This window comes from Streptomyces sp. NBC_01408 (genome assembly GCF_026340255.1).
GTDB lineage: Bacteria > Actinomycetota > Actinomycetes > Streptomycetales > Streptomycetaceae > Streptomyces.
On sequence record NZ_JAPEPJ010000001.1, the window covers coordinates 2,363,031 to 2,387,614 of the forward strand.

General features: G+C 68.7%; 2 protein-coding genes. Both read left to right on the forward strand.

Going from position 1 to position 24,584, the window contains the following annotated elements:
* Positions 1–285 precede the first annotated feature (285 nt).
* A complete protein-coding gene (locus OG447_RS10925; RefSeq protein ID WP_266936292.1) occupies positions 286–17,439 on the forward strand; it encodes a non-ribosomal peptide synthase/polyketide synthase in 17,154 nt (5,717 codons plus the stop codon).
* On the forward strand, positions 17,436–24,581 hold the full coding sequence (locus OG447_RS10930) for a non-ribosomal peptide synthetase (protein WP_266936293.1): 7,146 nt from the start codon (positions 17,436–17,438) through the stop codon (positions 24,579–24,581). Before OG447_RS10925 ends, OG447_RS10930 begins: the two co-directional genes overlap by 4 nt.
* Positions 24,582–24,584: the final 3 nt, after the last annotated feature.

Sequence of the window (24,584 nt, forward strand, 5' to 3'; positions counted from 1 at the left end):
AGGGGCCGCCCGGCATGCCGGGCGGCCCCTCGTCTGTCGCTGCATCCGTACCGGCGCACCGGAAAAGGGGTGTTCTTCGGCCCCTATCGAAATGCTTGACCGCCGTTTCAGAGATCAACTAGCGTCGTATCGATTCATGGTCGGAAAAGCCATGTTCCAGAGGAACTGGGAAGCGACTGTCGTCGAGTTCACCGACCGAGCCGAGGGGCCGGTCCTGCAATTCCGATATCTCATTTCCTTCCTCTCATCGGACAGCCTGTTTCGTGGAGTGAAGGGGAAGCTGTAGTGAACGCACGCTCGCAGTCGATCGAGGACATCCTGCCCGTCACTCCGCTTCAGGAAGGGATGATCTTCCACCACGTCTACGACGAAGACGCCCCCGACGTCTACGTGGCGCAGATCGTCTTCCACCTCGACGGTGAACTGGACCGCGAGGCCCTGCGCACGGCCGCGGGCGAGCTGCTGCGCCGTCACTCCAGCCTGCGCTCCGCGCTGCGCCAGCGCAGGACGGGCGAGTGGGTGCGGATCATACGCCGGGAGGTGCGCCTGCCCTGGCGCGAGAGCGATCTCGCACAGCTGCCGGCCGACGAGCTCGACGAGGCCGTGGCCGCAGAGGCCACGGCCGACCGGACCCGGCGCTTCCGCCTCGGCGACGCCCCACTGATCCGCTTCACCCTGCTCGACCTGGGCGAGGACCGCTACCGCTTCGTCATCACCGCCCACCACGTCGTCGTCGACGGCTGGTCGATGGCCGTGCTGCTGCGCGAACTCGTCACCCTCTACCGCAACGGTGCCGACCCCCGCGCCCTGCCGCCCGTCCGGTCCCACCGCGACTTCCCCGACTGGTTGCGGAACCGGGACGAGGACGCTTCCCGTGCCGCCTGGCGGGAGGCGCTCGACGGGGTCACCGGGCCCTGCCTGATCGCGCCGGGCGCCGATCGGACCCCCGTCGTACCCGAGCGCGTCGACTTCACCCTGGACGAAGCGGCCGGCATCGCGCTGACCGAGGTCGCCCGGTCCAAGGGTGTCTCCCTGAACACGGTGCTCCAGTGTGCCTGGGCGGTCGTGCTCTCCCACCTGACCGGACGCGACGACATCCTCTTCGGCGTCACCGTCTCCGGACGCCCCTCGGAGTTCGAGGGCGTGGAGAACATGGTCGGCCTCTTCATCAACACCGTCCCGATCCGGATCCGGCTGCGGCCGGCCGAGTCGCCGGCCGACCTGCTGGTGCGCGTGCAGCGCGAACAGGTCCAGCTCATGGACCACCAGTACCTCGGCCTGAAGGAGATCGAGCGGGTCGCCGGCGTCGACGAGCTGTTCGACGCGGCCATGGTCTTCGAGAACTTCCCGCGGCCCGCGGACGACGCCGGAGCGGCCATGCAGGTCCGGGACATCGAATCGAGGAACGCCACCCACTACCCGCTCACCCTCGTCACCGGTGCGGGCGAGCGGATCGGCGGCCGCCTGGTGCACCGCCCCGACCTCTTCGACGCCGAGCGCATGGACAGCATCCAGGCCGCACTCCTGCGCGTGCTGCGCGCGTTCGCCCTCACCCCGGAACTCCCGCTGGGCCGCCTGGACGTGCTGGGTGCGGTGGAGCGTGAGCGGGTGTTGGTGGAGTGGAACGACACGGCGGTCGAGGTGCCGGGTGTGTCGTTGCCGGTGTTGTTCGAGGAGTGTGTGGCGGCTTTCCCGGGTGCGGTGGCGGTGGAGGCCGGGGGTGTGTCGTTGTCGTACGGGGAGTTGGATGCGCGGGTGAATCGGCTTGCGCGGTTGTTGGTGTTGCGTGGTGTGGGGGTGGAGTCGCGGGTTGTGGTGGCGTTGCCGCGGTCGGTGGACGTGGTGGTGGCGTTGTTGGCGGTGGTGAAGTCGGGTGCTGCTTATGTTCCGGTTGATCCGGGGTATCCGGTGGAGCGTGTGGGGTTGATGGTGGAGGATTCGGCGCCGGTTCTGGTGGTGTCGGAGTCTTCTGTTGCTGGTGTGTTTGCTGGTGCTGGTGTGCCGGTGGTGTTGTTGGATGATGCGGGTGTGGTGGCGGAGTTGGCGGGGTTGTCGCCGGTTTCGCTGGGTGTGGTGCCGGCGCTTTCTTCGGCTGCGTATGTGATTTATACGTCGGGTTCGACGGGCCGGCCGAAGGGTGTGGTGGTCGAGCACCGGTCGCTGGGTGCGTATCTGCTGCACGCCCGGAAGACGTACGAGGGTGCTGGAGGCAGCTCCCTGGTGCACACCTCCGTCTCCTTCGACCTCACCGTCACAGCGCTGTTCACGCCCCTGACCTGCGGCGGATCCGTGCGCCTGGGCGAGGTCACGGATGCGTCGGCGGGGACGTCCCTGATGAAGATGACCCCGACCCACCTGGTGCTGCTGGAGGGCCTGGGAGTCTCGGTGGCTCCTTCGGAGACGCTCCTCCTGGGCGGTGAGGCTCTGTCGGGCGAGCTGCTGGGGCGGTGGCGCGAGCGGCACCCGGACGTCGCTGTCTTCAACGCCTACGGCCCGTCTGAGACGACCGTCACCTGCTGTGAGTGGCGTCTGGAGCCGGGCGAGGAGACGCCTGCGGGGACGGTGCCGATCGGGCGGCCGTTCCCGAACACGCGGGTGTTCGTGCTGGATGATGCGCTGCGTCCGGTGCCGGTGGGTGTTGCGGGTGAGCTGTATGTGGCCGGTGCGGGTGTGGCGCGTGGGTATCTGGACCGTGCGGGGCTGACTGCGGAGCGTTTCGTGGCGTGTCCGTGGGGTGGCGGGCGTATGTATCGCACGGGTGATGTGGTGCGGTGGCGTGCGGAGGGTGTGCTGGAGTTCGTCGGCCGTGCGGATGACCAGGTGAAGGTGCGTGGTCACCGGATCGAGCTGGGTGAGATCGAGTCCGCGCTCGGCCGGTGTGCGGGAGTGGCCCGGAGCGTGGTGCTGGTGCGTGAGGACGTAGCGGGCGACCGCCGCCTCGTCGGATACGTACTGCCCGAGCCCGGCCTGCGGCTGGAACCCGAGAACCTGCGCGCTGAGCTGGGCCGGGGCCTTCCCGAGTTCATGGTTCCGTCGGTGGTGGTGGTACTGGACGACGTGCCGCTGACGCCGAGCGGAAAGGTCGACCGGAGGGCTCTGCCGGCGCCCGTCTTCCCCGGGTCGGTGGCGGTGCGTGGTCCGCGTTCGCCGCGGGAGGAGATCCTGTGTGGTCTGTTCGCGGATGTGTTGGGTGTGGAGCGGGTGGGGATCGATGACGGGTTCTTCGATCTGGGTGGTCATTCGTTGTTGGCGACGCGTCTGGTGGGTCGGGTGCGTTCGGTGCTGGGTGTGGAGTTGCCGATCCGGCAGTTGTTCGAGACGCCGACGGTGGCGGGTCTCGGCCGGGTTTTGGAGGGTGCGGGGGCTGGTCGTCCGGCGGTGGTTGCGGGTGTGAGGCCGGAGCGGTTGCCGTTGTCTTTCGGTCAGCAGCGGTTGTGGTTCCTGCATGGCCTTGAGGGTCCGAGTGCGACGTACAACGTTCCGATGGCGGTGCGGTTGTCGGGTGTGCTGGACCGGGAGGCGCTGCGGGCGGCTCTGGGTGATGTGGTGGGCCGGCATGAGAGTTTGCGGACGGTGTTCGCGGAGGACTCGGCGGGTGCGTTCCAGGTGGTTCTGGGTGCGGGTGTCGAGGTGCCGTGGGACGAGGAGTCGGTGACGGCTGCTGCTCTGGTGGGCCGGTTGGTGGAGGTGTCGGGGCGTGCGGTGGATCTGGCGCGTGAGCTTCCGCTGCGGGCGACGCTGTTCGAGTTGGGTGAGCGGGAGCATGTGCTGGCGTTGGTGTGTCATCACATTGCGACGGACGGCTGGTCGCTGCGTCCGCTGGTGCGGGATCTGACGGCTGCGTATGAGGCGCGGGTGCAGGGTCGGGTTCCGCAGTGGGCTGGGCTGCCGGTGCAGTATGCGGATTATGCGTTGTGGCAGCGTGATTTCCTGGGTTCGGAGACTGATTCGGGGAGTGTGATTTCGGGGCAGCTGGGTTATTGGTCGGAGCAGTTGGACGGTGTTCCGGTGGAGTTGTCCCTGCCGGTGGACCGGCCGCGTCCGCTGGTGGCTTCTTATCGGGGTGCGCGGGTCGATTTCGTGGTGCCGGCCGAGGTGTCGGCGAGGTTGTCGGGGTTTGCGCGTGAGTCGCGGTCGAGTGAGTTCATGGTGCTTCAGGCGGTGCTGGCTCTGTTGCTGGCGCGGTCGGGTGCGGGTGAGGACATTCCGATCGGGACGCCGATCGCGGGTCGTGGTGATGACGCGGTCGATGATCTGGTGGGCATGTTCATCAATACGCTGGTGCTGCGGACGGATGTGTCGGGTGAGCCGACGTTCCGTGAATTGGTGGACCGGGTCCGGGAGACGAATCTGGGTGCTTATGCGCATCAGGACGTTCCGTTCGAGCGCCTGGTGGAACACCTCAACCCCGAACGCTCCCTTTCCCGCCATCCCCTCTTCCAGGTCATGCTCTCGCTCAACAACCACATCTCCGCGCAGGAAAGCCAAAGGGATGCGGCCGGCCTGACCGTGGACCCGATCCACCCGGACCACGACGTCGCCCGGTTCGACCTGACCTTCGACTTCTCCGAGCAGGGCACCGGTGCTGAAATCCGCGGTGCTTTGACGTATGCGGTGGATCTGTTCGACGCGGTGTCGGTGGAGGCGTTGGCGGCACGGTTCGTCGGTTTGCTGGGGACGGTGTTGGGGTCTCCGGATGTTCCGGTGCGTCGTTTGGACGTGCTGGGTGCGGTGGAGCGTGAGCGGGTGTTGGTGGAGTGGAACGACACGGCGGCGGATATGCCGGGTGTCGCTTTCCCGGTGTTGTTCGAGGGGTGTGTGGCGGCTTTCCCGGGTGTGGTGGCGGTGGAGGCCGGGGGTGTGTCGTTGTCGTATGGGGAGTTGGATGCGCGGGTGAATCGGCTTGCGCGGTTGTTGGTGTTGCGTGGTGTGGGGGTGGAGTCGCGGGTTGTGGTGGCGTTGCCGCGGTCGGTGGATGCGGTGGTGGCGTTGTTGGCGGTGGTGAAGTCGGGTGCTGCTTATGTTCCGGTTGATCCGGGGTATCCGGTGGAGCGTGTGGGGTGGGTGGTGGAGGATTCGGCGCCGGTTTTGGTGGTGTCGGAGTCTTCTGTTGCTGGTGTGTTTGCGGATGTTTTTGCTGGTGCTGGTGTGCCGGTGGTGTTGTTGGATGATGTGGGTGTGGTGGCGGAGTTGGCGGGGTTGTCGCCGGTTTCGCTGGGTGTGGTGCCGGCGCTTTCTTCGGCTGCGTATGTGATTTATACGTCGGGTTCGACGGGTCGGCCGAAGGGTGTGGTGGTTCCGCATTCGGGTGTGGTGGGTGTGTTGGCTGCTTTGGGTCCGGTGGTGGGTGCGGACCGGGTGCTGGCGGTGACGACGTTTGCTTTTGATATCGCGGTGGTGGAGTTGTTTGCGCCGTTGGTGTCGGGTGGGTGTGTGGTGGTGGCGTCTTCGGATGTGGTGGCTGACGCGGAGTTGTTGGTGCGTTTGGCGGTTGCTTCTGGGGTGTCGGTGGTTCAGGCGACGCCGAGTTTGTGGCGTGAGGTGGTGGGTGTTGCGGGTGGCCGGCTTTCGGGTGTGCGGGGGTTGGTGGGTGGTGAGGCGTTGCCGGTTGAGGTGGCGTCGTTGATGGTGGCCGAGTTGGCTTCGGTGGTGAATGTGTATGGGCCGACGGAGACGACGGTGTGGTCGACGTCGGCGGTGGTGGATGGTGTGTCGGGGGTGTCGATCGGGCGTCCGTTGGCTAATGAGCGGGTGTTTGTTCTCGATGATGTGCTGCGTCCGGTGCCGGTGGGTGTCCGGGGTGAGTTGTATGTGGCGGGTGCGGGTGTGGTGCGGGGTTATCACGGTCGTGGTGATCTGACTGCGGAGCGTTTTGTGGCGTGTCCGTGGGGTGGTGGGCGTATGTATCGCACGGGTGATGTGGTGCGGTGGCGTGCGGAGGGTGTGCTGGAGTTTGTGGGGCGTGCGGATGCGCAGGTGAAGGTGCGTGGTTTCCGTATCGAGCTGGCCGAAGTCGAATCAGGGCTGCTGTCGGTTGCGGGGGTCGACCGTGCGGTCGCGGTGGTCGACGAGGGTGTGCTGGTCGGTTATGTGGTCGCCGGGCCCTCGGCTGCTGTCCTCGACGGGGCTGTGGTGCGTGAGGGTGTGCGCACGGTGCTTCCGGACTACATGGTTCCGACGGTGGTCGTCGTACTCGATGAGATTCCGTTGACGCCGAACGGAAAGGTGGACCGGAGGGCTCTTCCGGCACCGGTCATTTCCGGGACGGTGGTGGGGCGTGGTCCGCGTTCGCCGCGGGAGGAGATCCTGTGTGGTCTTTTCGCCGAGGTGCTGGGTGTGGAGCGGGTCGGGATCGATGACGGGTTCTTCGATCTGGGTGGTCATTCGTTGTTGGCGACGCGTCTGGTGGGCCGGGTGCGTTCGGTGCTGGGTGTGGAGGTTTCGGTCCGGGACCTGTTCGATGCGCCGACCGTGGCGGGGCTGGGCCGTGTCCTGGAGGGTGCGGGGGCGGGTCGTCCGGCGGTGATGGCGGGCGTGAGGCCGGAGCGGTTGCCGGTGTCGTTCGGCCAGCAGCGGCTGTGGTTCCTGCACCGTCTTGACGGTCCGGTGGCGACCTACAACATTCCCCTCGCCTTGAGCCTGTCGGGCGTCCTCGATCTGGAGGCGCTGCGGGCGGCCGTAAGTGATGTGGTGGCCCGGCATGAGAGTTTGCGGACGGTGTTCGGGGAGGACGCCGAAGGTGCCTTCCAGATGATCCTCGACCCGGATACCGAGGTGCCGTGGGAACACGTCCGGGTCGACGAGGGCGGGCTGGCGGAGCGGCTGCGGGGTGCGGCCCGGTACGGGTTCGACCTCGAACGGGAGATCCCGGTCCGGGTGAGCCTGTTCACCACCGCCCCCGACCAGCACACACTCCTGGTGCTGCTGCACCACATCGCCGGCGACGGCGAATCCATTGCACCCTTGCGCCGTGATCTCGTCCGCGCCTACCAGGCCCGGGCCGAAGGCCAGGCACCCGAGTGGGCACCGCTGCCGGTGCAGTACGCGGACTATGCGCTGTGGCAGCGGGAACTGCTGGGTTCCGAAGACGACCCGCAGTCCCTCATCTCCCAGCAGATCGGCTACTGGCGCGACCGCCTCGCCGACCTCCCCGCCGAGATCACCCTCCCCGCCGACCGCCCCCGCCCCGCCGTCCCCTCACGCGTAGGCGGCCGCTTCACCTTCGAACTCTCCACGGAGACGCACGCCAGGGCGCAGGAGCTCGCACGGCAGGACAACGTGACGGTGTTCATGGTCCTTCAGGCCGCGCTGGCCCTGCTGCTCTCGCGTTCCGGAGCCGGTGACGACGTCCCGATCGGCACCCCGGTCGCCGGCCGCAACGACGACACCGTCGAAGACCTCGTCGGCCTCTTCATCAACACCCTCGTCCTGCGCAACGACCTCTCCGGCAACCCGACCTTCCGCGAACTCCTCGCCCGGATCCGCGAAACCGACCTCGGCGCCTACGCCCACCAGGACCTCCCCTTCGAACGACTCGTCGACCTCCTCAACCCCGAACGCTCCCTCTCCCGCAACCCCCTCTTCCAAGTCATGCTCACCTTCAACGACGTGGCCCGTGGCGCTGCCGATGACGGGAGCGGAGAGCTGAGCCTGGAGGAGCGGACCGTCGCCATCGGCGCTGCCCGCCATGACCTCAACCTGGTCCTGGGCGAGCGCCGCGACGCGGTCGGCGGCGCCGAAGGCATTCATGCCGTACTCGACTACAACACCGACCTGTTCGATGCAGTGACCGTCGAAATGCTGGCCGCACGTCTGACCGGACTGCTGGAGACGGTGTTGGAGTCTCCGGATGTTCCGGTGCGTCGTTTGGACGTGCTGGGTGCGGTGGAGCGTGAGCGGGTGTTGGTGGAGTGGAACGACACGGCGGTCGAGGTGCCGGGTGTGTCGTTGCCGGTGTTGTTCGAGGAGTGTGTGGCGGCTTTCCCGGGTGCGGTGGCGGTGGAGGCCGGGGGTGTGTCGTTGTCGTATGGGGAGTTGGATGCGCGGGTGAATCGGCTTGCGCGGTTGTTGGTGTTGCGTGGTGTGGGGGTGGAGTCGCGGGTTGTGGTGGCGTTGCCGCGGTCGGTGGACGTGGTGGTGGCGTTGTTGGCGGTGGTGAAGTCGGGTGCTGCTTATGTTCCGGTTGATCCGGGGTATCCGGTGGAGCGTGTGGGGTTGATGGTGGAGGATTCGGCGCCGGTTCTGGTGGTGTCGGAGTCTTCTGTTGCTGGTGTTTTTGCTGGTGCTGGTGTGCCGGTGGTGTTGTTGGATGATGCGGGTGTGGTGGCGGAGTTGGCGGGGTTGTCGCCGGTTTCGCTGGGTGTGGTGCCGGCGCTTTCTTCGGCTGCGTATGTGATTTATACGTCGGGTTCGACGGGCCGGCCGAAGGGTGTGGTGGTCGAGCACCGGTCGCTGGGTGCGTATCTGCTGCACACCCGGAAGACGTACGAGGGTGTCGGGGGGACTTCCCTGGTGCATACGTCGGTCTCGTTCGACCTCACGCTGACGGCGTTGTTCACTCCGCTGGTCTCGGGTGGGTGCGTCCGTCTGAGCGAGGTGGCGGAGGCCGGTTCGGCTTCGTTCACGAAGATGACGCCCAGTCACCTGATGCTGCTGGAGGGACTGGATGCTTCAGTCGCTCCTTCGGAGACGCTGGTTCTGGGCGGTGAGGCTCTGTCGGGCGAGCTGCTGGGGCGGTGGCGCGAGCGGCACCCGGACGTGGTGGTCTTCAACGCCTATGGCCCGTCGGAGACGACCGTCAATTGCTGTGAGTGGCGTCTGGAGCCGGGCGAGGAGACGCCTGCGGGGACGGTGCCGATCGGGCGGCCGTTCCCGAACACGCGGGTGTTCGTGCTGGATGATGCGCTGCGTCCGGTGCCGGTGGGTGTTGCGGGTGAGCTGTATGTGGCCGGTGCGGGTGTGGCGCGTGGGTATCTGGACCGTGCGGGGCTGACTGCGGAGCGTTTCGTGGCGTGTCCGTGGGGTGGCGGGCGTATGTATCGCACGGGTGATGTGGTGCGGTGGCGTGCGGAGGGTGTGCTGGAGTTCGTCGGCCGTGCGGATGACCAGGTGAAGGTGCGTGGTCACCGGATCGAGCTGGGTGAGATCGAGTCCGCGCTCGGCCGGTGTGCGGGAGTGGCCCGGAGCGTGGTGCTGGTGCGTGAGGACGTAGCGGGCGACCGCCGCCTCGTCGGATACGTACTGCCCGAGCCCGGTGCACGGGTGGATGGTGAGGCCCTGCGGACGGAGCTGGGACGGCAGCTGCCCGAGTTCATGGTTCCGGTCGCTGTACTCGTGCTGGACGAGATCCCGCTGACGCCGAACGGAAAGGTGGACCGGAAGGCGCTGCCCGCACCGGAGTTCACTGCTGCTGTGGTGCGTGGTCCGCGTTCGCCGCGGGAGGAGATCCTGTGTGGTCTGTTCGCGGATGTGTTGGGTGTGGAGCGGGTGGGGATCGATGACGGGTTCTTCGATCTGGGTGGTCATTCGTTGTTGGCGACGCGTCTGGTGGGTCGGGTGCGTTCGGTGCTGGGTGTGGAGTTGCCGATCCGGCAGTTGTTCGAGACGCCGACGGTGGCGGGTCTCGGCCGGGTTTTGGAGGGTGCGGGGGCTGGTCGTCCGGCGGTGGTTGCGGGTGTGAGGCCGGAGCGGTTGCCGTTGTCTTTCGGTCAGCAGCGGTTGTGGTTCCTGCATGGCCTTGAGGGTCCGAGTGCGACGTACAACGTTCCGATGGCGGTGCGGTTGTCGGGTGTGCTGGACCGGGAGGCGCTGCGGGCGGCTCTGGGTGATGTGGTGGGCCGGCATGAGAGTTTGCGGACGGTGTTCGCGGAGGACTCGGCGGGTGCGTTCCAGGTGGTTCTGGGTGCGGGTGTCGAGGTGCCGTGGGACGAGGAGTCGGTGACGGCTGCTGCTCTGGTGGGCCGGTTGGTGGAGGTGTCGGGGCGTGCGGTGGATCTGGCGCGTGAGCTTCCGCTGAGGGCGACGCTGTTCGAGTTGGGTGAGCGGGAGCATGTGCTGGCGTTGGTGTGTCATCACATTGCGACGGACGGCTGGTCGCTGCGTCCGCTGGTGCGGGATCTGACGGCTGCGTATGAGGCGCGGGTGCAGGGTCGGGTTCCGCAGTGGGCTGGGCTGCCGGTGCAGTATGCGGATTATGCGTTGTGGCAGCGTGATTTCCTGGGTTCGGAGACTGATTCGGGGAGTGTGATTTCGGGGCAGCTGGGTTATTGGTCGGAGCAGTTGGACGGTGTTCCGGTGGAGTTGTCCCTGCCGGTGGACCGGCCGCGTCCGCTGGTGGCTTCTTATCGGGGTGCGCGGGTCGATTTCGTGGTGCCGGCCGAGGTGTCGGCGAGGTTGTCGGGGTTTGCGCGTGAGTCGCGGTCGAGTGAGTTCATGGTGCTTCAGGCGGTGCTGGCTCTGTTGCTGGCGCGGTCGGGTGCGGGTGAGGACATTCCGATCGGGACGCCGATCGCGGGTCGTGGTGATGACGCGGTCGATGATCTGGTGGGCATGTTCATCAATACGCTGGTGCTGCGGACGGATGTGTCGGGTGAGCCGACGTTCCGTGAATTGGTGGACCGGGTCCGGGAGACGAATCTGGGTGCTTATGCGCATCAGGACGTTCCGTTCGAGCGCCTGGTGGAACACCTCAACCCCGAACGCTCCCTTTCCCGCCATCCCCTCTTCCAGGTCATGCTCACCCTGCACGGTGAACACGACCGCCAGGAGATCGAACCCTTCGCCGGACTCGAAACCACAGCTCTCACGATCGATTCTTCCGCTGCGAAGACTGACCTTGCGCTGGCCTTTGCCGGAGACGCGGAGAACGGACTCCGCGGTGCTTTGACGTATGCGGTGGATCTGTTCGACGCGGTGTCGGTGGAGGCGTTGGCGGCACGGTTCGTCGGTTTGCTGGGGACGGTGTTGGGGTCTCCGGATGTTCCGGTGCGTCGTTTGGACGTGCTGGGTGCGGTGGAGCGTGAGCGGGTGTTGGTGGAGTGGAACGACACGGCGGCGGACATGCCGGGTGTCGCTTTCCCGGTGTTGTTCGAGGGGTGTGTGGCGGCTTTCCCGGGTGTGGTGGCGGTGGAGGCCGGGGGTGTGTCGTTGTCGTATGGGGAGTTGGATGCGCGGGTGAATCGGCTTGCGCGGTTGTTGGTGTTGCGTGGTGTGGGGGTGGAGTCGCGGGTTGTGGTGGCGTTGCCGCGGTCGGTGGATGCGGTGGTGGCGTTGTTGGCGGTGGTGAAGTCGGGTGCTGCTTATGTTCCGGTTGATCCGGGGTATCCGGTGGAGCGTGTGGGGTGGGTGGTGGAGGATTCGGCGCCGGTTTTGGTGGTGTCGGAGTCTTCTGTTGCTGGTGTGTTTGCGGATGTTTTTGCTGGTGCTGGTGTGCCGGTGGTGTTGTTGGATGATGCGGGTGTGGTGGCGGAGTTGGCGGGGTTGTCGCCGGTTTCGCTGGGTGTGGTGCCGGCGCTTTCTTCGGCTGCGTATGTGATTTATACGTCGGGTTCGACGGGTCGGCCGAAGGGTGTGGTGGTTCCGCATTCGGGTGTGGTGGGTGTGTTGGCTGCTTTGGGTCCGGTGGTGGGTGCGGACCGGGTGCTGGCGGTGACGACGTTTGCTTTTGATATCGCGGTGGTGGAGTTGTTTGCGCCGTTGGTGTCGGGTGGGTGTGTGGTGGTGGCGTCTTCGGATGTGGTGGCTGACGCGGAGTTGTTGGTGCGTTTGGCGGTTGCTTCTGGGGTGTCGGTGGTTCAGGCGACGCCGAGTTTGTGGCGTGAGGTGGTGGGTGTTGCGGGTGGCCGGCTTTCGGGTGTGCGGGGGTTGGTGGGTGGTGAGGCGTTGCCGGTTGAGGTGGCGTCGTTGATGGTGGCCGAGTTGGCTTCGGTGGTGAATGTGTATGGGCCGACGGAGACGACGGTGTGGTCGACGTCGGCGGTGGTGGATGGTGTGTCGGGGGTGTCGATCGGGCGTCCGTTGGCTAATGAGCGGGTGTTTGTTCTCGATGATGTGCTGCGTCCGGTGCCGGTGGGTGTCCGGGGTGAGTTGTATGTGGCGGGTGCGGGTGTGGTGCGGGGTTATCACGGTCGTGGTGATCTGACTGCGGAGCGTTTTGTGGCGTGTCCGTGGGGTGGTGGGCGTATGTATCGCACGGGTGATGTGGTGCGGTGGCGTGCGGAGGGTGTGCTGGAGTTTGTGGGGCGTGCGGATGCGCAGGTGAAGGTGCGTGGTTTCCGTATCGAGCTGGCCGAAGTCGAATCAGGGCTGCTGTCGGTGGCCGGGGTGGACCGTGCCGTTGCTGTCGTCGACGAGGGTGTGCTGGTCGGCTATGTCGTCGCGGGATTCTCGGCTGTCCTCGACGGGGCTGTGGTGCGTGAGGGTGTGCGGAAGGTCCTTCCGGACTACATGGTTCCGACGGTGGTCGTCGTACTCGATGAGATTCCGTTGACGCCGAACGGAAAGGTGGACCGGAGGGCTCTTCCGGCACCGGTTATTTCCGGGACGGTGGTGGGGCGTGGTCCGCGTTCGCCGCGGGAGGAGATCCTGTGTGGTCTTTTCGCCGAGGTGCTGGGTGTGGAGCGGGTCGGGATCGATGACGGGTTCTTCGATCTGGGTGGTCATTCGTTGTTGGCGACGCGTCTGGTGGGCCGGGTGCGTTCGGTTCTGGGTGTGGAGGTTTCGGTCCGGGACCTGTTCGATGCGCCGACGGTGGCGGGGCTGGGCCGTGTCCTGGAGGGTGCGGGGGCGGGTCGTCCGGCGGTGGTTGCGGGTGTGCGGCCGGTGCGGTTGCCGGTGTCGTTCGGTCAGCAGCGGCTGTGGTTCCTGCACCGTCTTGACGGTCCGGTGGCGACCTACAACATTCCCCTCGCGCTGAGCCTGCACGGCGTCCTGGACGTGGAGGCGCTGCGTTCGGCGGTTGCTGATGTGGTGGCCCGGCACGAGAGTCTGCGGACGGTGTTCGGGGAGGACGCCGAAGGTGCCTTCCAGAGCGTCCTCGACACCGACACCGCCGTCGTGCCGTGGGAGCACGTGCAGGTCAGCGCGGACGGGCTGGCGGAGCGGCTGCGGGGCGCGGCCCGGTACGGGTTCGACCTCGAACGGGAGATCCCGGTCCGGGTGAGCCTGTTCACCACCGCCCCCGACCAGCACACACTCCTGGTGCTGCTGCACCACATCGCCGGTGACGGCGAATCCATTGCACCCTTGCGCCGTGATCTCGTCCGCGCCTACCAGGCTCGGGCCGAAGGCCAGGCACCGGAGTGGGCACCGCTGCCGGTGCAGTACGCGGACTATGCGCTGTGGCAGCGGGAACTGCTGGGTTCCGAAGACGACCCGCAGTCCCTCATCTCCCAGCAGATCGACTACTGGCGCGACCGCCTCGCCGACCTCCCCGCCGAGATCACCCTCCCCGCCGACCGCCCCCGACCCGCCGTCCCCTCGCATTCCGGGGACAAGGTCGAGTTCACGGTTCCGGCGGAGCTCCACCAGGCGGTGTCGGGTCTGGCCCGGGACTCCCGGGTGACGGTGTTCATGGTCCTCCAGGCGGCACTGGCCCTGCTGCTCTCGCGTTCCGGAGCCGGTGACGACGTCCCGATCGGCACGCCGGTCGCCGGCCGCAACGACGACACCGTCGAAGACCTCGTCGGCCTCTTCATCAACACCCTCGTCCTGCGCAACGACCTCTCCGGCAACCCGACCTTCCGCGAACTCCTCGCCCGGATCCGCGAAACCGACCTCGGCGCCTACGCCCACCAGGACCTCCCCTTCGAACGACTCGTCGACCTCCTCAACCCCGAACGCTCCCTCTCCCGCAACCCCCTCTTCCAAGTCATGCTCACCCTCGACACCGGCAGCGAGCCGGGCGGCGCCACCGCGCCGGACGACGCGGGCGAACTCGGCGTGGAGATGGATTCCGTGGCGGTCGGCAGCGTCAAGGCCGACCTGGTGTTCGGCTTCGCCGAGCCCCCGGCGGGCGAGGGTCCGGCCTCGGGTATGGAGGGCCAACTCCACTTCAACACCGATCTCTTCGACCGTGAGTCGGCCGTCGCGCTCGTCGGGCGTTTCGTGCACCTGCTGGAATCCCTGGTCGGGGACCCCGGCAGTGCCGTCGGCGGCCACGACGTGCTGACGGCCGAGGAACGACACGACGTCGTCGTCCGCTGGAACGACGCCGCCCTCCGTCCGGCTGCGGACGCCACGGCGGCCACGGCGGTCGCCATGTTCCGTTCCGTGGTGGAGCAGGCACCCCAGGACACCGCCGTCGTCTTCGGCGAGCGCACCCTGACGTACGCCGAACTGGACAGCAGGTCCGACCGGTTGGCCGGGCTGCTGGCCCGGCACGGGGTGGGCCCCGAGACGTTCGTCGCGATCGCCTTGGAACGTTCCATGGACTGGGCCGTGGCGGTGTTCGCCGTACTCAAGGCCGGCGGAGCGTTCCTGCCGCTCGACCCCGGGTACCCCGACGACCGCATCCGCTTCATGCTGGAGGACAGCGGGGTACCGCTGATCCTGACGCAGTCCGCCCTGCGCGACCGGGTGGCCCAGGACGGCACCCCCGTCCTCCTCGTGGACGACCCCGCGGTGGAGGCGGCCGTCCTCGCCGGGGACCTGCCCGCACCCGCGGTGGACGTCCGGCCGCTCAACTCGGCCTACGTCATCTACACCTCCGGCTCGACGGGACGTCCCAAGGGCGTGGTGATCCCCCACCACGGGATCCCGAGCCTGGTCTCCTCACTCCGGGACCTCTGGCGCATCGGCCGGGGCAGCCGCGCGCTGCAGATGGCCTCGCTGAGCTTCGACGCCTCCGTCATGGACCTGTTCGGGGCCCTCCTGAACGGTGCCGCGCTCGTCCTGGCGCCCGGAGACCAGCCGCTGGGCAGCGAGGTCGCACGGCTGGTCAACGACACCGGCGTCACCCACATGATGCTGCCGCCGGCCGTCGTCTCCAGCCTGCCGGAGGAAGAGTTCCCCGACGGTCTCACCGTCACCGTCGGCGGGGACGTGTGCCCGCCGGCCACGGCACGCCGCTGGTCGGCACGGCACCGCGTGATCAACGCCTACGGGCCCACGGAGGTGACCGTCGCAGCCACCGCGTGGCCGTACCGGGCCGATCAGCTGCACGGCCTGGTACCGATCGGCAGCCCCTTCCACAACCAGCGGGTCTACCTCCTGGACGATGCCCTGCGGCCCGTGCCGCCGGGTACCGTCGCGGACCTGTGGATAGCCGGGGCCGGGCTCGCCCGCGGCTACCACCGGGCGCCGGACAGGACCGCCGAGCGGTTCGTCGCCGACCCCCACGGCGCCCCCGGCGAACGGATGTACCGTTCCGGGGACCTCGCGCGGTGGAGGCGGGACGGCACGCTCGAATTCATGGGCCGTCGCGACGGACAGGTGAAGTTCGGCGGTTTCAGGATCGAACTGGGCGAGGTCGAGTCCGCGCTGTCCCGCTTCCCCGGCGTCGCGCAGGCCGCGGCCGCGGTACGGGAGGACCGGCCCGGTCACCGCCGGCTCGTCGGGTACGTCGTGGCCGGGCCCCGAAAGGACATCGACCACGACGCGCTACGGCAGTTCGTCTCGGAGACCCTGCCCGCCTACGCGCTTCCGTCCGCGTACGTCGTACTCGACGAACTGCCGCTGTCGCCGAGCGGCAAGGTCGACCGGGCCGCTCTGCCCGCGCCGCACCACGAGGCCTCGTCCGCGCCGAGCGGCTACCGCGAGGAACTGCTCTGTGCGCTGTTCGCCGAAGTACTGGGCCTCGACTCCGTCGGCCGGGACGACCGCTTCTTCGACCTCGGCGGCGACAGCATCTCCTCCATCCAGCTGATCGGCCGGGCCCGCGCCGCGGGCCTCGGACTCAACCCCCGCGACGTGTTCACGCACCAGACCCCCGCCGCCCTGGCGGCCGCGGCCCGGTCCGCGTCGGTTCGCGCGGGAGAGACCGGACCCGTCGAGGACGAGGACGGGCAGCTGCCCGCCACGCCCGTTCTCGCCTGGTTCACCGAGCGCGGCGGGCACGCACCCGGGTTCGCCCAGTCCCGCCTGATGGAGCTGCCGTCCGGCGGGGACCTCACGGCCCTGCGGACGACGGTGGAGACGGTGGTGCGCAGGCACGACGCGCTCCGCCTGCGCCTCGTGGAGACACAGGGGACGGGTGCCCCGTCGCTGGAGATCCTGCGACCGGAGGACGTGGACCTGTCAGGAGCCGTACGGAAGGTCGACCTGACCGGCGAGCCTGACGGTGGCGGCGCGCGGATGGCCGCGGAGACCGAAGCGGCCCGCGACCGGCTCGATCCCTCCCGGGGGCACGACGTCGAGGTGGTCTGGTTCGAGCGCGGACCCGACCGGACCGGGATCGTCCTGGTGGCGATCCACCACTTCTCCGTCGACGAGGTGTCCTGGCGCATCCTCCTCCCGGAGCTGATCGAGTGCTGGGAGGCGCTGCACGAGGGCCGGGAGCCCGAACTGCGGCCCATCGGCACCTCCCTGCGGCGCTGGACCCGCGCCCTGCACACCGAGGCGCACACTCCCGACCGCGTCGCCGAGGTACCGGCGTGGCGACGCCTCCTCTCCGGCCCCGTCTCACAGCTGGGAACGCGGCCGCTCGGCGGATCCGAGGCGAAGTCGCGGCTGTCGCTGACCCTGCCCGCCGCGGTCACCGAACGCGTGCTGTCCGACGTACCGGACGCCTTCCACGCGACCGTCGACGACGTGTTCCTCGCCGCCCTCGCCCTCGCGGCGGCCCGGCAGCCCGGCCAGGGACCGGTGCTCCTGGTGGATGTGGAGGGACACGGCCGGGACGAGGAGCTGATGCGGGGGGCCGACCTGACGACGACCGTCGGCTGGTTCACCAGCGTCCACCCCGTACGGCTCGACGTCAGCGGCCTGAACATCGCCGACGCCCTGGACGCCGGCCCCACGGCCGGCCAGACGGTCAAGACGGTCAAGGAGCAGCTGCGGGCCGTACCGGGGAGCGGGACGGGCTACGGCCTGCTCCGCTACCTCAACGCCGGGACCGCGGCCGACATGGCCGCGCTCCCCACCGCCGACATCAGCTACAACTACCTGGGCCGCACCAAGGGGCAGCGCACGGCACCCGCCGGGACCGCCGCGCGCGGCGTGGAGGAGACGCACGACCAGCTGCTGCACCCGGTCGAGCTGAACATCGTGGTCCGCGAGTACGAGGACAGGCCGGCGCTCACCGCCGTGTGGACCTGGGCCACCGACCTGTTCGCCCCCGACTGGATCCCCGACCTCGCCCGGACGTGGTGCGAGGCGCTGGAAGCGTTCACCGAGCACACCGACGCCCCGGACGCGGGCGGCCTCACCCCCTCGGACCTGCTGGGTGCGGGCCTGAGCCAGACCGAGATCGACGCCCTTGAGGCCGAGTGGAGGAACTTGTGAGCAACGCCCGGCCGCTGGACATCCTGCCGCTCTCCCCGATGCAGGAGGGCATGCTGTTCCACCGCCTCTACGACCAGGACGCCCCTGACGTCTACGCCGCGCAGCTGGCCGTGGACCTCGAAGGGGAACTGTCCGTCCCGTCCCTGCGGGCCGCCGCCAAGGCCCTGCTCGACCGGCATCCCGCGCTGCGGGCGGCGTTCCGCCACGAGGGGGTGAGCCGTCCGGTCCAGATCATTCCGCGGGCGGTCCCCCTCCCGTGGAGCGAGCACGACCTGAGCGGATACCCCGAGGAGGAACGGGAGTCACTCCTGGCCGACCTGCTGCTGGCGGACCGCCACGAGCCGTTCGACCTGACCACCCCGCCGCTGGTCCGGTTCCGGTACGTACGGCTCGCCGCGGACCGGCACGTCTTCGTGATGTCCAACCACCACCTGCTGTACGACGGGTGGTCCCAGCCGATCGTGCTGCGTGACCTGGTGACCCTGTACGCCACGGGTGGTGACGCGTCGGGCCTGCCCGCAGTCCGCCCGCCGCGCGCCCACCTCGAATGGCTCTCCCGCAGGGACCGGGACGCGGACCGCGCGGCCTGGGCCGCCGTCATGGACGGCTTCGACGAGGCGTCGCTCATCGCCCCCGCGGGTACCGGGGCGCCCACGGCGCTTCCCGCGCTGCGGGAAGTGGCCCTCGACGCGGAGAGCACCGCGGCACTGGTCCGGCGGGCACGGAGCCTCGGCGTCACCCAGAGCACCATGGTCCAGACCGCGTGGGCCCTGGTCCTCGGTCAGTTCACCGGACGGACCGACGTCGTGTTCGGCGCCACCGTCTCCGGCCGCCCCGCCGAGATCGCAGGCTTCGAGACCATGGTGGGCCTGTTCATCAACACCCTGCCCGTACGGGTCCGGATGCGTCCCACGGAGTCCCTGACCGACCTCGTCGCCCGCGTCCAGGACGAGCAGGCGGGACTCATGCCGCACCACCACTACGACCTGCCGTCGATCAAGCAGCTCTCCGGGCTGCGCGGGGACAGCCCGCTCTTCGACTCCCTGCTGATCTACGAGAACTACCCCGCCGCGCCGACCGGGGCCGTCGCCGCGACAACGGACCGAGGCGAGCTGCGGATCGCGGGCGTGCGGGGGCAGGAGGCCACGCACTACCCGCTCACGCTGATGGCCGTGCCGGGAGACACCCTGACCATCCGGCTCTCCCACCGCGAGGACCTGCTCGACGCGGCGACCACCGAGTACCTGGGCGCGTGCCTCCTGCGCGCGCTGCGCATGCTCGCCGGCGAGACGCAGACGCCGGTGGGCCGGGTCGACGTACGCGATGCGAGCAGGCGCGTGCTGCCGGCCGCATCCTACGGACCGGACGCGCCAGTACCCGCCCCGTTGCCGGTGTTGTTCGAGGGGTGTGTGGCGGCTTTCCCGGGTGTGGTGGCGGTGGAGGCCGGGGGTGTGTCGTTGTCGTATGGGGAGTTGGATGCGCGGGTGAATCGGCTTGCGCGGTTGTTGGTGTTGCGTGGTGTGGGGGTGGAGTCGCGGGTTGTGGTGGCGTTGCCGCGGTCGGTGGATGCGGTGGTGGCGTTGTTGGCGGTGGTGAAGTCGGGTGCTGCTTATGTTCCGGTTGATCCGGGGTATCCGGTGGAGCGTGTGGGGTGGGTGGTGGAGGATTCGGCGCCGGTTTTGGTGGTGTCGGAGTCTTCTGTTGCTGGTGTGTTTGCGGATGTTTTTGCTGGTGCTGGTGTGCCGGTGGTGTTGTTGGATGATGCGGGTGTGGTGGCGGAGTTGGCGGGGTTGTCGCCGGTTTCGCTGGGTGTGGTGCCGGCGCTTTCTTCGGCTGCGTATGTGATTTATACGTCGGGTTCGACGGGTCGGCCGAAGGGTGTGGTGGTTCCGCATTCGGGTGTGGTGGGTGTGTTGGCTGCTTTGGGTCCGGTGGTGGGTGCGGACCGGGTGCTGGCGGTGACGACGTTCGCTTTTGATATCGCGGTGGTGGAGTTGTTTGCGCCGTTGGTGTCGGGTGGGTGTGTGGTGGTGGCGTCTTCGGATGTGGTGGCTGACGCGGAGTTGTTGGTGCGTTTGGCGGTTGCTTCTGGGGTGTCGGTGGTTCAGGCGACGCCGAGTTTGTGGCGTGAGGTGGTGGGTGTTGCGGGTGGCCGGCTTTCGGGTGTGCGGGGGTTGGTGGGTGGTGAGGCGTTGCCGGTTGAGGTGGCGTCGTTGATGGTGGCCGAGTTGGCTTCGGTGGTGAATGTGTATGGGCCGACGGAGACGACGGTGTGGTCGACGTCGGCGGTGGTGGATGGTGTGTCGGGGGTGTCGATCGGGCGTCCGTTGGCTAATGAGCGGGTGTTTGTTCTCGATGATGTGCTGCGTCCGGTGCCGGTGGGTGTCCGGGGTGAGTTGTATGTGGCGGGTGCGGGTGTGGTGCGGGGTTATCACGGTCGTGGTGATCTGACTGCGGAGCGTTTTGTGGCGTGTCCGTGGGGTGGCGGGCGTATGTATCGCACGGGTGATGTGGTGCGGTGGAGTCCACAGGGTGTGCTGGAGTTTGTGGGGCGTGCGGATGCGCAGGTGAAGGTGCGTGGTTTCCGTATCGAGCTGGCCGAAGTCGAATCAGGGCTGCTGTCGGTTGCGGGAGTGGACCGTGCCGTTGCCGTCGTCGACGAAGGTGTACTCGTCGGTTATGTGGTCGCCGGGCCCTCGGCTGCTGTCCTCGACGGGGCTGTGGTCCGTGAAGGTGCGCGGAAGGTCCTGCCGGACTACATGGTTCCGACGGTGGTCGTGGTTTTGGATGAGATTCCGTTGACGCCGAACGGAAAGGTGGACCGCCGGGCTCTTCCGGCACCGGTTATTTCCGGGACGGTGGTGGGGCGTGGTCCGCGTTCGCCGCGGGAGGAGATCCTGTGTGGTCTTTTCGCCGAGGTGCTGGGTGTGGAGCGGGTCGGGATCGATGACGGGTTCTTCGATCTGGGTGGTCATTCGTTGTTGGCGACGCGTCTGGTGGGCCGGGTGCGTTCGGTGCTGGGTGTGGAGGTTTCGGTCCGGGACCTGTTCGATGCGCCGACCGTGGCGGGGCTCGGCCGTGTCCTGGAGGGTGCGGGGGCGGGTCGTCCGGCGGTGGTTGCGGGTGTGCGGCCGGAGCGGTTGCCGGTGTCGTTCGGCCAGCAGCGGCTGTGGTTCCTGCACCGTCTTGACGGTCCGGTGGCGACCTACAACATTCCCCTCGCGCTGAGCCTGCACGGCGTCCTGGACGTGGAGGCGCTGCGTTCGGCGGTTGCTGATGTGGTGGCCCGGCATGAGAGTTTGCGGACGGTGTTCGGGGAGGACGCCGAAGGCGCCTTCCAGCACGTCCTCGACACCGGTACGGCTGTTGTGCCCTGGGAACACGTCCGGGTCGACGAGGGCGGGCTGGGGGAGCGGCTGCGGGGTGCGGCCCGGTACGGGTTCGACCTCGAACGGGAGATCCCCGTCCGGGTGAGCCTGTTCACCACCGCCCCCGACCAGCACACCCTGCAGATCGCCTTCCATCACATAGCGATCGACGCCTGGTCGGTCCGGCCCCTCGTGAGGGACCTGGCGGCCTCGTACCAGGCCCGGGCCGCAGGCCAGGCACCCGAGTGGGCACCGCTGCCGGTGCAGTACGCGGACTACGCGCTGTGGCAGCGGGAGCTGCTGGGCTCGGAGGAGGATCCGCAGTCGCTGATCTCGGGGCAGATCGGCTACTGGCGGGAACGCCTGGCCGATCTTCCCGCCGAGATCACCCTCCCCGCCGACCGCCCCCGCCCCGCCGTCCCCTCGCATTCCGGGGACAAGGTCGAGTTCACGGTTCCGGCAGAGGTCCACCAGGCGGTGTCGGGTCTGGCCCGGGACTCCCGGGTGACGGTGTTCATGGTCCTCCAGGCCGCGCTGGCCCTGCTGCTCTCGCGTTCCGGAGCCGGTGACGACGTCCCGATCGGCACCCCGGTCGCCGGCCGCAACGACGACACCGTCGAAGACCTCGTCGGCCTCTTCATCAACACCCTCGTCCTGCGCAACGACCTCTCCGGCAACCCGACCTTCCGCGAACTCCTCGCCCGGATCCGCGAAACCGACCTCGGCGCCTACGCCCACCAGGACCTCCCCTTCGAACGACTCGTCGACCTCCTCAACCCCGAACGCTCCCTCTCCCGCAACCCCCTCTTCCAAGTCATGCTCACCTTCAACAACACGGCGTCCGTGGACGAGGTCGTGCCGTCCTCGTCCGGGGCGGACCTGAGCATCGGGGCGCAGGCCAGCGGGACCGCGACGGCCAAGTTCGACCTGCTGCTCTCCGTCGGCGAGCTGCGCGGCGCCCAGGGCGAACCTGCGGGAATGAACGCGGTGTTCGAGTACGACGCCGCCCGCTTCGACCCGGGGACCGTACGCGCCCTGGGCGGGCGCCTCATCGCCGTACTTGAGCAGGTCACCCGGGACCCGCAGGTCAAGGCAGGGGGGGTCGTCCTGACGCTGCCGGAGGAGAGGGCCACGATCAGCACCTGGAACGGCACCCGCCGGGCGGCCCCGGCCGCGGGACTGCACGAGCTCTTCGCCCGGCAGGTCCACCGACGCGAAGCGCACCCCGCCGTCGTGGACGGGGACCAGGTCCTCGGCTACGCGGAACTCGACGACCGGTCCAGCCGGATGGCCCGGCTCCTCATCGAACGGGGTGCGCGCCCCGACACCGTCGTGGCGCTGGCGCTGCCGCGCGGTGTGGACTTCATCGTCGGCCTCGTCGCCACCCTGAAGACGGGTGCCGCGTACCTTCCCCTCGATTCGGGACTCCCCGACGCACGGATCCGCTACGTGCTGGACGACGTCCGGCCCGGCGTCGTCCTGACCACGGCCGCTCTCGCGGACAGGATCCCCGGACCGGTCCTGGTGCCCGACGAGGCGGCGCTGCGGGCTGCTTCCCCCACCGCGCCGACCGACGAGGACCGGGGCGCGCCGGTCCTGCCCGCCCACCCCGTCTACATCCTGCACACCTCCGGTTCCACGGGCGAGCCCAAGGCCGTCGAGATGACCACCGGCGCCATCCGGAACCTGCTGGACTGGCACGAGCGGGCCGTGCCCGGCGGCGAGGACACCGTCACGGCCCAGTTCACGGCGACCGGCTTCGACGTGTCCGCCCAGGAGATCCTCTCCGCCCTGCTCTCCGGCAAGACCCTCGCGATCTGCCCGGAGGACGTGCGCCGGGACCCGGAGCGGCTGGTCGCCTGGCTGCGGGACGCCGAGGTGGAGGAGCTGTTCGCCCCCACGCTGGTCCTGGACGCCGTGTGCGCGGCCGCCCTGGAGTGCGGTGAGGACCTGCCCGCGCTCAGGCACATCGCCCAGGCAGGTGAGGCGTTGGTGACAGCCGGTGCCGTACGGCGCTACCTCGCGCACACCGGGCCCCGGGTGACCCTGCACAACCATTACGGGCCCACCGAGACCCATGTGGTGACCGCCCTGGCCCTGCCGCAGGGCGCGGCGGACCGCAGCGACACCCACCCCATCGGCGAACCCCTGCCGAACGTCGGCGCCCACGTCCTGGACTCCTGGCTGCAGCCCGTACCTCCCGGCACCCCCGGTGAGCTGTACGTCTCGGGCACGGCCCTGGCCCGTGGCTACCGCGGCCGCCCCGGGCTGACGGCCGACCGCTTCGTGGCCTGCCCCTTCGAAGGGGCAGGTGAGCGGATGTACCGGACCGGCGACCTCGTACGCCGTACGCCCGACGGGAACCTGCACCACCTGGGAAGGATCGACGACCAGGTCAAGATCCGCGGCTTCCGGATCGAACCGGGGGAGATCGCTGCGGCACTGCGGACGGACCCCACGGTGTCCGCGGCGGCCGTCCTCGTCCGCGACGGGTCCTCGCTCGTGGCCTTCGTGACGGCGGCGGAGGGCCGCACGCCGTCGGCATCGGCGATGCGGGCCCACCTGACGCGGACCGTTCCCGACTACATGGTCCCCACCGAGTACGTCGTGGTGGGGGAGCTGCCGCTGACCCGCAACGGCAAGCTCGACCGGCGCGCCCTGCTGGCCATCGAGACGGTCAGGCCGGCCCCGCGCTCGGCCGCGACGGAGCTGGAGAAGCAGATCTGCGCCGTGTTCGCCGAGGTGCTCGGAGCCGAGGAGGTCGGGCCCGAGGACGACTTCTTCCACCTGGGCGGCCACTCGTTCCTGGCCACCCGGGCCGTGCGGCTCCTCCAGGACCGGCTGGAGACCGAACTGAGCGTCCGCAGCCTGTTCGAGGCCCCGACACCCGCCGCGCTCGCCCTGGAGGTCGGGCGCACCAGCGGCCGGGACTCCTTCGCGCCCGTGCTGCCGCTGCGTACCGGAGGCGCCGGGCGGCCGCTGTTCTGCGTGCACCCCGGTGGCGGGATGGCCTGGTGCTACGCGGGCCTGCTGACCCACCTGGACCCGGACGTGCCCGTCCACGGTCTGCAGGCCAGGGCGTTCAGCAATCCGGGGGCGATGCCGGGGACGATGGCGGAGATGGCCGCGGACTACCTCCGGCAGATCCTGGAGATCCAGCCGGAGGGCCCGTACCGGCTCCTCGGCTGGTCCTTCGGCGGGGTGATGAGCCATGCCCTCGCCGCGGAACTCCAGAGCCGCGGTCAGGAGGTCGAGCTGCTCGTCGTGGTGGACGCCTATCCGGGCTCCGCTGACGGCATGTCCGAGGAGGGCGCGCTGGAGCACGCGCTGGGCGAGCTGGAGGACCGGCTCCTCGTCGACAACTTCACGGCGTCCCGGTTCTCCTTCGATCCGGCCGACCTGACGGCCGACCGGGATGCCCTGATCTCGCGCTACCTGCTCTTCCTCAAGGAGAACGAGCATCCGCTCGCTGCGGTGGGGGAGGACGTGCTGCTGGCGATGAAGGACGTCTGGATCAACAACAGCAGGCTACTGGCCGGCCACCGGCCGGCCCTGTTCCAGGGGGACATGCTGCTGTTCAAGGCCACCGACGTGCCGGAGCACATCCGGGAACGGGCCCACGAGGCCGCCTGGGTCCCCTTCGTGAGCGGCTGCGTCGACGTCCGTCCCGTACACGCCGAACACGAGCAGCTGCTCACCGTACCCGCGCACCTGGCCACCATCGGGCAGGCGCTGGCGGCGCGGCTGGAGGAGGTGTCCCGGAAGGATTCCTGACCC